At 71.5% G+C, this 12,578-nt stretch carries 10 protein-coding genes; 7 read left to right on the top strand and 3 right to left on the bottom strand.

All coding sequences use genetic code 11. The annotated features are described in order from the left end of the window. Window positions 1–43 precede the first annotated feature (43 nt). From BX283_RS30275 to argF, 4 genes are all read left to right on the top strand, one after another. A complete protein-coding gene (locus BX283_RS30275) occupies window positions 44–1,510 on the top strand; it encodes a 3' terminal RNA ribose 2'-O-methyltransferase Hen1 (RefSeq protein WP_101390632.1) in 1,467 nt (488 codons plus the stop codon). After that, entirely contained in the window at window positions 1,507–4,155 is a 2,649-nt protein-coding gene (locus BX283_RS30280) for a polynucleotide kinase-phosphatase (protein WP_101390633.1), read from the top strand. Before BX283_RS30275 ends, BX283_RS30280 begins: the two co-directional genes overlap by 4 nt. Window positions 4,156–4,254: 99 nt before the next feature. Then, on the top strand, window positions 4,255–5,487 hold the full coding sequence (locus BX283_RS30285) for an arginine deiminase (RefSeq protein ID WP_101390634.1): 1,233 nt from the start codon (window positions 4,255–4,257) through the stop codon (window positions 5,485–5,487). Window positions 5,488–5,548: 61 nt separating this feature from the next. Beyond that, window positions 5,549–6,580 carry an ornithine carbamoyltransferase gene (argF, locus tag BX283_RS30290; protein WP_101390635.1) on the top strand — a complete coding sequence of 344 codons (1,032 nt, stop codon included), beginning with the start codon at window positions 5,549–5,551 and terminating at the stop codon, window positions 6,578–6,580. Here the strand turns inward: argF and BX283_RS30295 are convergent. Continuing rightward, entirely contained in the window at window positions 6,525–7,001 is a 477-nt protein-coding gene (locus BX283_RS30295; RefSeq protein ID WP_101390636.1) for an ATP-binding protein, read from the bottom strand. The two genes, argF and BX283_RS30295, sit on opposite strands and share 56 nt — an antisense overlap. Window positions 7,002–7,328: 327 nt before the next feature. Between BX283_RS30295 and BX283_RS30300 the strand changes: the two genes are divergently transcribed. The 3 genes from BX283_RS30300 (at window position 7,329) to BX283_RS30310 (ending at window position 11,053) form a co-directional block, all read left to right on the top strand. After that, on the top strand, window positions 7,329–8,156 hold the full coding sequence (locus BX283_RS30300) for an enoyl-CoA hydratase family protein (protein ID WP_101390637.1): 828 nt from the start codon (window positions 7,329–7,331) through the stop codon (window positions 8,154–8,156). A 3-nt stretch (window positions 8,157–8,159) separates the two neighbouring features. Further along, window positions 8,160–10,472, top strand: coding sequence for a bifunctional salicylyl-CoA 5-hydroxylase/oxidoreductase (locus tag BX283_RS30305; protein ID WP_257583933.1), 2,313 nt, complete (start codon window positions 8,160–8,162; stop codon window positions 10,470–10,472). A gap of 125 nt (window positions 10,473–10,597) precedes the next feature. Beyond that, on the top strand, window positions 10,598–11,053 hold the full coding sequence (locus tag BX283_RS30310; protein ID WP_101390638.1) for a tellurite resistance TerB family protein: 456 nt from the start codon (window positions 10,598–10,600) through the stop codon (window positions 11,051–11,053). A 66-nt stretch (window positions 11,054–11,119) separates the two neighbouring features. On the opposite strand, the gene BX283_RS30315 is transcribed toward BX283_RS30310, so the two are convergent. Together BX283_RS30315 and BX283_RS30320 are read right to left on the bottom strand one after the other, a co-directional pair. Beyond that, on the bottom strand, window positions 11,120–12,082 hold the full coding sequence (locus BX283_RS30315) for a M56 family metallopeptidase (protein WP_101390639.1): 963 nt from the start codon (window positions 12,080–12,082) through the stop codon (window positions 11,120–11,122). Window positions 12,083–12,086: 4 nt separating this feature from the next. Then, window positions 12,087–12,521, bottom strand: coding sequence for a BlaI/MecI/CopY family transcriptional regulator (locus BX283_RS30320; RefSeq protein WP_101390640.1), 435 nt, complete (start codon window positions 12,519–12,521; stop codon window positions 12,087–12,089). Window positions 12,522–12,578 lie beyond the last annotated feature (57 nt).

The following is a 12,578-nucleotide window of genomic DNA, read 5'->3' on the forward strand; positions in this document are numbered from 1 at the left end:
AAATGCCTGGTAGGAGCCGTAGAAACCGGGTGATACTCGACGCGTGTTCCTGACAATCACCACGACCGGTACCCCCGAACGCCCCGCCACCGACCTCGGTTTTCTGCTGCACAAGCATCCCGGGAAGGCGCAGGCGTTCTCCACGTCGCACGGCACCGCGCACGTCCTCTACCCCGAGGCGACCGCCGAGCGCTGCACGGCCGCGCTGCTCCTGGAAGTGGATCCGGTCGCGCTGGTGCGGCGGGGCAAGGGCAAGGGCCGTGGCGGAGCCCCCGATTCCGCGCTGGCGCAGTACGTCAACGACCGGCCGTACGCGGCCTCGTCGCTGATGTCCGTCGCGCTGAGCACCGTCTTCAAGAGCGCCCTGCGCGGTGTGTGCAACGCGCTGCCGGAGCGGGCCGAGGCGCCGCTGCCGCTGCGCATCGAGGTGCCCGCGCTGCCCGCGCGCGGTGGCGCCGACCTCGTACACAAGCTGTTCGGGCCGCTGGGCTGGGCCTCGGTCTCGGCGGAGCCCGTCGCGCTGGACGAGGAGTTCCCGGAGTGGGGCGAGTCCCGTTACGTACGGCTCGTACTGGAAGGGGAGTTGCGGCTCGCGGACGCGCTGCGGCAGTTGTACGTACTGCTGCCGGTGCTCGACGACGCCAAGCACTACTGGGTCGCGCCCGACGAAGTCGACAAGTTGCTGCGCGCCGGTGACGGCTGGCTGGCCGACCACCCCGAGCAGAAGCTGATCACCAGCCGCTATCTCTCCCGGCGCTGGGGGCTGACGCGGCAGGCGATGGAGCGCCTCGAACTGGTACGGCTGGCCGAGGCCGATGACATCGCGGTCGAGGCCATCGACAACGCGGTGGACGAGACGACGGACACGGAGGACCGGCCCGTGCCGCTCGCCGTGCAGCGGCGCGACGCCATTGTGGCGGCGCTGACCGGCGCCGGGGCGAGCCGGGTGCTCGACCTGGGCTGCGGCCAGGGCCAGTTGGTGCAGGAGCTGCTCAAGGACGTCCGGTTCACCGAGATCGTGGGTGTGGACGTCTCGATGCGCGCGTTGACGATCGCCGCACGGCGGCTGCGCCTGGAGCGGATGGGCGAGCGGCAGGCCGGGCGGATCACCCTGATGCAGGGCTCGCTCGCGTACACGGACAAGCGGCTCAAGGGGTACGACGCCGCGGTGCTCAGTGAGGTGATCGAGCACCTCGACCTGCCGAGGCTGCCCGCGCTCGAGTACGCGGTGTTCGGTGCGGCGCGCCCGCGAACGGTGATCGTGACGACGCCGAACGTCGAGTACAACGTGCGCTGGGAGTCGCTCCCGGCAGGGCATGTGCGCCACGGCGACCACCGGTTCGAGTGGACGCGCGCGGAGTTCCGCGACTGGGCCGCTTCGGTGGCCGAACGACACGGGTACGGCGTCGAGTTCGTGCCGGTGGGACCGGACGACGCCGAGGTGGGTCCGCCCACGCAGATGGCTGTATTCGAGATGATCACGACCGCGAAGGAGGCGAACGCCGCATGAACGCCCAGAACGAGACGGCCTCCGAGGCCGGTACCGGCGCCAGCACCAGGGCTGGGACGTACACGGAGACCAGGACTGGAACGGGGTCGGGGACCGCCCCCGGGTCCTCCACCCCGCCCCGCAAGCGCGCGCTCGCCGTCCCCGACCTCTCGCTCGTCGTCCTCGTCGGCGCCACCGGATCGGGCAAGTCCACTTTTGCCCGTCGGCACTTCAAGCCCACCGAGGTCATCTCGTCGGACTTCTGCCGTGGCCTGGTGGCCGACGACGAGAACGACCAGAGCGCCAGCGGCGACGCGTTCGACGTGCTGCACTACATCGCGGGCAAGCGGCTCGCGGCCGGGCGGCTCACTGTCGTCGACGCCACCAGCGTGCAGGTGGAGAGCCGCAGACAGCTGGTCCAGCTGGCTCGGGAGCACGATGTGCTGCCCGTGGCGATCGTGCTCGACCTGCCGGAGGACATCTGCGCCGCCCGCAACGCGGCCCGGCCCGACCGCGCCGGTATGCCCCGCCAGGTCATCGCGCGGCACCGCCGTGAGCTGCGGCGTTCACTGAGCGGCCTGGAGCGCGAAGGCTTCCGCAAGGTTCATGTCCTGCGCTCCGAGGCGGAGGTGGACAGCGTCGAGATCCAGATCGAGCGACGCTACAACGACCTCACCCACCTCACTGGCCCCTTCGACATCATCGGTGACATCCACGGCTGCCGCTCCGAGCTGGAGACCCTGCTGGCGAAGCTGGGGTACGTGGACGGGGCGCACCCCGAGGGCCGGACGGCGGTCTTCGTCGGTGACCTCGTGGACCGCGGTCCGGACAGCCCGGGCGTGTTGCGGCGCGTGATGAAAATGGTGGCCGATGGTAACGCTCTGTGTGTTCCCGGGAACCATGAGAACAAGCTCGGACGTTATCTGGGTGGCAAGAAGGTCCAGCGCACCCATGGACTGGCGGAAACCATCGAGCAGTTGGACAGGGAGGACGATGGATTCAAGGAGCAGGTGAAGGAGTTCGTCGACGGGCTCGTCAGCCACTACGTACTGGACGGCGGCAAGCTGGTCGTCTGTCACGCGGGTCTGCCCGAGAAGTACCACGGGCGTACGTCGGGGCGTGTTCGCTCGCACGCGCTGTACGGGGAGACGACCGGCGAGACCGACGAGTTCGGCCTGCCCGTGCGCTACCCGTGGGCCGAGGGCTACCGGGGTCGCGCGGCGGTCGTCTACGGCCACACGCCTGTCCCGAACACGTCGTGGATCAACAACACCATCTGCCTGGACACGGGTGCGGTGTTCGGCGGAAAGATGACCGCGCTGCGCTGGCCGGAGCGCGAGCTCGTCGACGCGCCTGCCGAGAGGGTGTGGTACGAGCCGGTCCGTCCGCTGGCCACCGAGGCGCCCGGTGGCCATGACGGACGGCCGCTCGACCTCGCCGATGTGCACGGCCGCCGGGTCGTGGAGACCCGGCAGCTGGGCAATGTGGCGGTGCGCGAGGAGAACGCGGCGGCGGCGCTCGAAGTCATGGGCCGGTTCGCTGTCGACCCACGGCTGCTCGCGTATCTGCCGCCGACGATGGCACCGACGGCGACCTCACGGGAGGAGGGTTATCTGGAACATCCGGCGGAGGCGTTCGCTCAGTACGCGGCGGACGGGGTCGCGCGGGTCGTGTGCGAGGAGAAGCACATGGGCTCGCGGGCGGTGGCCCTGGTGTGCCGTGACGCCGAGGCGGCGCGCGAGCGGTTCGGAGTGGAGGGGCCGACGGGCGCTCTGCACACCCGCACCGGTCGTCCGTTCTTCGACGACGCGGCCGTCACCGAGGAGGTCCTCGGCCGGCTGCGGGCGGCCGTGTCCGCGGCCGGGCTGTGGGACGAGCTCGGTACGGACTGGCTGTTGTTCGACGCCGAGCTGATGCCGTGGTCGCTGAAGGCCTCGGGGCTGCTGCGTTCGCAGTACGCCGCGGTGGGTGCCGCGTCGGGGGCGGTCTTCCCTGACGCGCTCGGGGCTCTGGAGGCGGCCGCGGCGCGCGGTGTCGACGTGGACGGGCTGCTTGCGCGTCAGCGTGGGCGGGCGCGGGACGCGGAGGCGTTCACCGACGCGTACCGGCGGTACTGCTGGACCACGGACGGCCTGGAGGGGGTGCGGCTCGCGCCCTTCCAGATCCTGGCCGCCCGGGGCCGCAGCCTGGCCGCGGTGCCGCACGACGAGCAGTTGGCGTGGCTGGACCGGCTGGTCGAGCATGACCCGACCGGTTTGCTCCAGGTCACCCGGCGCCTGGTCGTCGACACCGGCGACGAGGCGTCGGTGCGGGCCGGTGTCGACTGGTGGCTGGAGCTGACCGGGGCGGGCGGCGAGGGCATGGTCGTGAAGCCGCTCCAGGCGCTGGCCCGGGACGGCAAGGGGCGCCTCACGCAGCCCGGCATCAAGGTGCGCGGACGCGAGTATTTGCGGATCATCTACGGTCCGGAGTACGTGCGCTCCGAGAACCTGGAGCGGCTGCGGCAGCGCTCCTTGGGGCACAAGCGGTCGTTGGCGCTGCGGGAGTACGCGCTGGGCCTGGAGGCGCTGGACCGGCTGGCGGCGGGGGAGCCGCTGTGGCGTGTCCACGAGGCGGTGTTCGCGGTCCTGGCCCTGGAGTCGGAGCCGGTGGACCCCCGGCTGTGACGCTGTGGGGGCGCAGCGGCACGGCTGCGTCCCCACAGGCCGGGGCGGAAGCCGCCGGTTCGCCGGGTGAGCGGGCTGCGGGCGGGACAGGATGGGGGCATGGGATTCCATGTCGACTCCGAGACCGGGCGGCTGCGCCGCGTCATCCTGCACCGGCCGGACCTGGAGCTGAAGCGGCTCACTCCGAGCAACAAGGACGCTCTCCTCTTCGACGACGTGCTCTGGGTGCGCCGGGCCCGCCAGGAGCACGATGGTTTCGCCGACGTGCTGCGCGACCGCGGGGTCGAGGTGCACCTCTTCGGCGATCTGCTGCGCGAGTCGCTGGCGATCCCGCAGGCGAGACGGCTCGTACTGGACCGGGTCTTCGACGAGAAGGAGTACGGGCCGCTGGCCACCGGGCATCTGCGCGAGGCCTTCGACGAGCTGTCCGCGGCCGAGCTCGCGGAGGCGTTGGTGGGCGGTATGACCAAGCGGGAGTTCCTGGAGCGCCACGCCGAGCCGGTGTCCGTCCGGTTCCACGCGATGGACCTGGACGACTTCCTGCTGGGCCCGCTGCCCAACCACCTCTTCACCCGTGACACCTCCGCCTGGATCTACGACGGGGTGTCCATCAACGCGATGCGCTGGCCCGCCCGGCAGCGCGAGACGGTGCACTTCGAGGCGATCTACCGGCACCATCCGCTCTTCGCGGGCCCCGAGGCCGGGCGGTTCCACACCTGGTCGAAGGGGCAGAGCGACTATCCGTCGACCATCGAGGGCGGCGACGTGCTGGTGATCGGCAATGGCGCGGTGCTCATCGGGATGAGCGAGCGGACGACTCCGCAGGCCGTGGAGATGCTGGCGCGCGGGCTCTTCGCGGCCGGTTCCGCACGGACGATCGTGGCGCTGGACATGCCCAAGCGCAGGGCCTTCATGCACCTCGATACGGTGATGACGATGGTCGACGGAGAAACCTTCACTCAGTACGCCGGGCTCGGCATGCTCCGCTCGTACACGATCGAGCCGGGCGCCGGTGAGCAGGAGCTGAAGGTGACCGACCATGCGCCGGAGCACATGCACCGCGCCATAGCGGCCGCCCTCGGCCTGGACGGGATCCGGGTGCTGATGGCCACCCAGGACGTGCACTCGGCGGAGCGCGAGCAGTGGGACGACGGCTGCAATGTGCTGGCGGTCGAGCCGGGTGTGGTGGTGGCGTACGAGCGCAATGTCACCACCAACACGCATCTGCGCAAGCAGGGCATCGAGGTGATCGAGATTCCCGGCAGCGAGCTGGGGCGGGGGCGGGGCGGGCCGCGGTGCATGAGCTGTCCCGTGGAACGCGATGCCGTATAGTGATGCGTTCAATCGCATATACTTACAGTGTCCCGCTTTCCGTAACCCAGGAGCAGTCACCATGGCGACAGACCTCGCAGGCCGCCACTTCCTCAAGGAGCTGGACTTCACCGCCGAGGAGTTCCGCGCTCTGGTGGACCTCGCCGCCGAGCTCAAGGCCGCCAAGAAGGCGGGCACCGAGGTGCAGCGGCTGCGCGGGCGCAACATCGCGCTGATCTTCGAGAAGCCGTCGACGCGTACGAGGTGCTCCTTCGAGGTGGCGGCCGCCGACCAGGGTGCCTCCACGACGTACATCGACCCGGCGGGCTCGCACATCGGCAAGAAGGAGTCGGCGCGGGACACCGCACGGGTGCTCGGGCGGATGTTCGACGCGATCCAGTTCCGCGGGGACGCCCAGGAGACCGTCGAGACCCTTGCCGCGCACGCGGGCGTGCCGGTCTACAACGGGCTCACCGACGCCTGGCACCCCACCCAGATGCTCGCCGACGTCCTCACTATGACCGAGCACACCGACAAGCCCCTTGAGCGGACGGTTTTCGCCTATCTGGGTGACGCCCGGTACAACATGGGCAACTCCTACCTGTTCACGGGCGCGCTGCTCGGCATGGACGTACGGATCGTGGCGCCCAAGGCGTACTGGCCGGCCGAGGACGTCGTGGCCCTCGCGCACGGGGCCGCCGAGCGGAGCGGCGCCCGGATCACCCTCACCGAGGACATCGCCGAAGGCGTGGCGGGCGCGGACTTCGTCGCCACCGACGTCTGGGTGTCGATGGGCGAGCCGAAGGAGATCTGGGCCGAGCGGATCAAGGCGCTGGCGCCCTACGCCGTGACCATGGACGTCCTGCGCGCCACCGGCAACGCCGACGTCAAGTTCCTGCACTGCCTGCCCGCCTTCCACGACCTCGGCACGGCGGTCGCCCGCGAGATCCACGAGCAGTACGGCCTGGCCGAGCTGGAAGTCACCGACGAGGTCTTCGAATCGGCCCACTCGGTGGTCTTCGACGAGGCGGAGAACCGCCTGCACACGATCAAGGCGGTCATGGTCGCGACGCTTGCGGGAACTCCGGCAGGGGCGGACGCGCCGGCAGCGTGAACCACACGGCCTTGCCGTGTGCGGTGGGGCGGTGACCGCAGGCCGAGCTCAGGGTACGGATCAGCAGCAGGCCCCGGCCGTGCTCCTGCCAGGGGTCGGGCTCGCTGTCCGGTTCCGGGGTGCCGAGGTCGCCCGGAGGCAGCGGGGAGCGGTCGTGGACCTCGACCTGGCAGCCCGAGTCCAGCAGCTCCACGACCAGCTCGATGGGCTGGTCGGCGGCGGTGTGCTCGACGGCGTTGGCCACCAGCTCGGCGGTGAGCAGTTCGGCGGTGTCGCTGTCGGCGGGGGCGTCGATGTCCGCCAGTGCGGTACGGATCAGGGCGCGGGCGATGGGGACGGCGGCATTGGTGTGGGGGAGCGGGATACGCCAGGAGGTCGGGGCGCCGGCCGGTTCGCGGGCGGCGCCGGAGGGGTCGGGCACGGCGGGGGTTTCCGTTCGGTCGCGTGAAGCGTCCGGGGCGCGCGGGATGCGCGGGGCGCTGCTACTCCCTTCAACTTTACGAACCGGGGCAAGGGGCAGGACAGAGCCCCCTGGCAGGCGGTGAAAGGGACGTGCGGCGCACCGGACAGGGCCATTCGCCCCGTCGCTCTGTCCGGCACCGCCGCCTCGGTCCTGGGTGAGGCCGCGCCCGGAGCGCAACCGGCAACGCGGCTAGTCCTCCCTATCGCGCCATCGTGACGACAGTCACACATGAGTGATACCTTCGAAGTGCAGGCATCTGGCAGCCCGCTGAGGAGGCCGCACGCCATGAGCCCGTTCCCCAGCTCCGCACCCCGCACCGAAAACTGGCGCCACCTGCGGCTTTCCGTGGCGGACGGGGTGGCCACCGTCACCCTCGCCCGCCCCGAGAAGCTGAACGCGCTCACCTTCGGGGCCTACGCCGACCTCCGCGATCTGCTCGCCGAGCTCGCCCGGGAGCGGGCCGTGCGCGCCCTGGTCCTCGCGGGCGAGGGGCGCGGCTTCTGCTCCGGCGGCGACGTCGACGAGATCATCGGCGCCACGCTCTCCATGGACACCGCCCAGCTGCTCGACTTCAACCGGATGACCGGCCAGGTCGTACGGGCCGTGCGGGAATGCCCCTTCCCGGTGATCGCGGCGATCCACGGCGTCGCGGCCGGTGCGGGCGCCGTCCTCGCACTGGCCGCCGACTTCCGTATCGCCGATCCCTCCGCCCGGTTCTCCTTCCTGTTCACCAAGGTCGGCCTCTCCGGCGGCGACATGGGCGCCGCCTATCTGCTGCCGCGCGTCGTCGGGCTCGGCCACGCCACCCGGCTGCTGATGCTCGGCGAGCCGGTCCGCGCCCCCGAGGCGGAACGGATCGGCCTGCTCAGCGAGCTCACCGACGAAGGGCAGGCCGACGCGCGCGCCGCCGAACTCGCCCGCCACCTCGCGGCCGGACCGGCCCTCGCGTACGCGCAGACCAAGGCCCTGCTCACCGCCGAGCTCGACATGCCGCTCGCCGCCGCCGTCGAACTCGACGCCGCCACCCAGGCGCTGCTGATGAACGGGCAGGACTACGCCGAGTTCCACGCCGCCTTCACCGAGAAGCGGCCTCCCAAATGGCAGGGGCGCTGAGCCGTGCCCGGGCCCCGGGACAGCGGCCCTCACCCCGCCGAAAGGCCGCTGCGGATCGCGGTCATCGGCGGCGGCCCCGGTGGGCTGTACGCCGCCGCACTGCTCAAACGGCTCCGCCCCGAACGTGAGATCACCGTCTGGGAGCGCAACGCCCCCGACACCACCTTCGGCTTCGGAGTCGTCCTCTCCGACGAGACCCTCGGCGGGATCGAGCACGCCGACCCCGTGGTGTACGAGGCGCTGAAGGCCGAGTTCGTCCGGTGGGACGACATCGACATCGTCCACCGCGGCCGCACCCTCACCTCCGGCGGGCACGGCTTCGCCGCCCTGGGCCGGCGCAGGCTCCTGGAGATCCTGCACCAGCGCTGCCGCGCCCTGGGTGTGCGACTGCGCTTTTCCACCGAGGCGCCGCCCGCCGCCGAACTCGCCACCGACTACGACCTGGTCATCGCGGCCGACGGCGTGCACAGCGCCACCCGTGAGGCGCACGCCCAGCACTTCGCGCCCCGTATCACCGGCCACCGCTGCCGCTATATCTGGCTGGCCGCCGACTTCGCCTTCGACTCCTTCCGCTTCGAGATCGCCGAGACCGAGCACGGCGTGATGCAACTGCACGGCTATCCGTTCTCCGCCGACTCCTCCACCGTCATCGTCGAGATGCGCGAAGAGGTCTGGCGGGCGGCCGGGTTCGACGAGCTCGACGAGCAGGGGTCGGTGGACCGCTGCGCCAAGATCTTCGCGGACGCCCTGGGCAACCGGCCGCTGCGGAGCAACAACTCCTCCTGGACCGTCTTCCGTACCGTCGTCAACGCGCACTGGTCGTACGGCAACACCGTGCTGCTCGGTGACGCCGCGCATACCGCGCACTTCTCCATCGGCTCCGGTACCAAGCTCGCCGTCGAGGACGCCCTCGCCCTGGCCGCCTGCGTCGAGGAGCAGCCCACTCTCCCGGAGGCACTCGCCGCGTACGAACAGGAGCGCAGGCCCGTCGTCGAGTCCACCCAGCGCGCGGCCGCCGCCAGCCTGCGCTGGTTCGAGGAGCTGGCACTCTACCTCGACCAGCCGCCCCTGCAGTTCGCCTTCAACCTGCTCACCCGCAGCCGCCGGGTCACCCACGACAACCTGCGGCTGCGCGACCCCGGCTTCACCGGCGCGGTCGAGCGTGACTTCCCCTGCCCCTTGGGCACGCCTCCGATGTTCACCCCCTTCCGGCTGCGCGGGCTCGAACTGCGCAACCGTGTCGTCGTCTCTCCCATGGACATGTACAGCGCCGTGGACGGCCTCCCCGGCGACTTCCACCTCGTCCATCTCGGCGCCCGGGCCCTGGGCGGCGCGGGCCTGGTCATGACCGAGATGGTGTGCGTGAGCGCGGAGGGCCGCATCACTCCGGGGTGCACCGGTCTCTACACCCCCGAGCAGGCCGCGGCCTGGCGCCGGGTCACCGACTTCGTGCACCGGCAGGCTCCCGGCACCGCCATCGGCGTCCAGCTCGGCCACTCCGGGCGCAAGGGCTCGACCAAGCTGATGTGGGAAGGCATCGACGAGCCGCTCGACGACGGCAACTGGCCCCTCGCCGCCGCCTCACCGCTCCCTTACCGTCCCGGTGTCAACCAGGTCCCGCACGCGCTCGACCGCGCGGGGCTGACCGACATCCGCGAGCAGTTCGCCGCGGCGGCCTGGCGGGCCGCCCGCTGCGACTTCGACCTGCTCGAACTGCACTGCGCCCACGGCTACTTGCTCTCCGGATTCCTCTCCCCTCTCACCAACCAACGCACGGACATCTACGGTGGTTCCCTCGCCAACCGGCTGCGTTTCCCGCTGGAGGTGTTCGACGTGCTGCGGGGCATCTGGCCCGCGGAGCGGCCGATGACCGTCCGCATCTCGGCGACCGACTGGGCGCCGGGCGGCACCACCGCCGAGGAGTCCGTCGAGATCGCCCGCGCGTTCGCCGCGCACGGCGCCGACGCCATCGACGTGTCCACCGGGCAGGTCGTCGCGGACGAGCGGCCCGAGTTCGGCCGCTCGTACCAGACGCCGTACGCCGACCGCATCCGCAACACGCTCGGCGTGCCCGTCATCGCGGTCGGGGCGATCTCGTCCTGGGACGACGTGAACTCGCTGCTGCTCGCCGGCCGCGCCGACCTCTGCGCCCTCGCCCGGCCCCATCTCTACGATCCGCACTGGACCCTGCACGCGGCCGCCGAGCAGGGCTATTCGGGGCCGGGAGCGCCCTGGCCGGCGCCGTACCGGGCGGGCAGCCGCAGGCCTCCGACCGGGCGTACGGACGCGCCCCGACCGCGGCTCACCCTGAAGTGAGCCGCGAGTCAGCCGCGAAGTGAGCTGTGGATCACAGGAAAATGACGCGCCGTGGGAACCATTCGGTCCGCCCGTCAGTTTCTACAGCGTTGTAGAAGTGACTATCAAGACCAGATGGAGACCTCATGGCCCTGTGGGACCGCTTCAAGGAGTCCGCGTCGACCATGCAGACGCAGCTGCTCGCCAAGAAGAACGACCTGAAGAGCGGCGCGTTCCGGGACGCCAGCATGGCGATGTGTGCCCTGGTCGCCGCGGCCGACGGCACCGTGGACCCGTCCGAGCGGCGCCGCGTCGCGCAGCTCATCTCCACCAACGAGGTGCTGCAGAACTTCGCGGCCGACGACCTCCAGCGCCGCTTCGACGACTACCTGAACAAGCTCACCGCCGACTTCGACTTCGGCAAGGTCAGCGTGTTGCAGGAGGTCGCCAAGGCGAAGAAGAAGCCCGCCGAGGCGCGCGCGGTGATCCAGATAGGCATCGTCATCGGCGGCGCCGACGGCGACTTCGACAAGACGGAGCAGGCCGTCGTCCGCGAGGCCTGCTACACGCTGGACCTGCCCCCGGCCGAATTCGACCTGTAGGAGGACCCGTTCTGCCTGGGGCAGAGTGCCCGTTCCGTGAGCCGGGCCGCCCGCCGGGGCGGCCCCTCACAGCACGGTCGCGGCCTTCAGCACCGTGAAGAGCGTCACGGTCGCGTTCGCCGACGCCAGCGCCGAGACCGCCGCGCCGCCCGCGGCGGTCCACAGCGCGAGCCCGGCCGCCGTCCACGCGGGCGGCAGCGCGGGCGCCGGGGGCACCGGGCCGAGCAGCGCCGCCACCCGGCGCGGCACCGGCCCGGCGGTCGCGAACCCCACCAGTGCGGTCGCCGCGCCCCGGCCCGCCGCCGGGCGCGACACCAGCGCGGCCTTGCCGATGGCCCGCGCCACCGTCCTGCGGTCGCCCACCGTCCGCGCCGCGTCCTCGTCCGCCCAGCGCTCGGCGGTGTACACCACGGCGGTGCGCAGCGGGCGCAGGAACGGGTTCGCGCGCGCCGCGAGCCCGGCCACCAGCAGGAACCGGTGGTGGCGCGCCGTCAGATGCGCCTCCTCGTGCGCGATCAGCGCCTGCCGTTCGCGTGCGTCGAGGCTCTCCAGCATCGCGCGCGACACGACGATCCGGCCGCGCGCCCGGGCCGCACCGCGCCCGCCCGGCAGCGCGTACGCATAGGCCCGCGCGTCGTCCGGCAGTACAGCCAGCCTGCCCTCGGGCAGCCCGGCCAGTGTCCGGGTCGCGCGTGTGCGCACCCGCCGGTGCAGCCACACCAGGTGCGCGCACGCCCCGGCGACCGCCATCAGGAGCGGGATCGCCACCTGGCCCACCACCTCGTCGTACGGCAGCACGGCCCGCACCTCGGGGTCGGCCCACGCGTCGGGCAGCGGATTGCCCGGGAGCTGCGCCGTGCCGACCACCATCAGCAGCATCAGGCACAGGGTGCTGCACAGCGCGAGGACGCCGCCGACCGCGGCGAGCAGCCAGGTCGCCGCGCGCGGATGCAGTTGCTGCTCGGCCAGGCGGGCGATCGGCCAGGCGGTCAGCGGCAGGACGAGCGGCAGAAAGACGAACACACCCACTACGTCAGTCCCCGGTCTCCGCTTCGGCGCCGTCCACAGCCGGCACGTCGTCTGAGCCGTCCACACTGTCCGCGCTGTCAAGGAGTGCGCGCAGCAGCCGCTCGTCGTCGGGCGAGAGCGCGGTGACGAAGCTGGCCAGCACGGCGCCCCGGTCCTGCTCGCCGTCCAGCACCTTGCGCATCCGCAGCGCCGCGAGTCCGGCCTCGTCGGCCGCCGGCGTCCAGACGAACGAGCGGCCCGCGCGCTCCCGGGTCACCGACTGCTTGGCGTACAGCCGCGACAGGATGGTCACGACGGTGGTGTACGCGAGCGCTCCGCCGATCCGCTCCCGCACCCAGCCGGCGGTCACCGGCCCCGCCGCGTTCCGCAGCGCCGCCAGGACCTGGGCCTCCAGCTCACCCTGCCCCCGCCTGCGGGCGCGCCTGTCCTCATCCGTCACTTCGTCATCCTACTGAGGGAGGTCGACACTCCCCGAGGGTTCGGGTAACACTCAGCC

Source organism: Streptomyces sp. TLI_146 (assembly GCF_002846415.1).
Taxonomy (GTDB): Bacteria; Actinomycetota; Actinomycetes; order Streptomycetales; family Streptomycetaceae; genus Streptomyces.

Excerpts from the sequence above, each read along its gene's own strand:
- argF (WP_101390635.1), top strand. The coding sequence starts at position 5,549 with ATGGCGACAGACCTCGCAGGCCGCCACTTCCTCAAGGAGCTGGACTTC.
- BX283_RS30285 (WP_101390634.1), top strand. The coding sequence starts at position 4,255 with ATGGGATTCCATGTCGACTCCGAGACCGGGCGGCTGCGCCGCGTCATC.
- BX283_RS30280 (WP_101390633.1), top strand. The coding sequence starts at position 1,507 with ATGAACGCCCAGAACGAGACGGCCTCCGAGGCCGGTACCGGCGCCAGC.
- BX283_RS30310 (WP_101390638.1), top strand. The coding sequence starts at position 10,598 with ATGGCCCTGTGGGACCGCTTCAAGGAGTCCGCGTCGACCATGCAGACG.
- BX283_RS30300 (WP_101390637.1), top strand. The coding sequence starts at position 7,329 with ATGAGCCCGTTCCCCAGCTCCGCACCCCGCACCGAAAACTGGCGCCAC.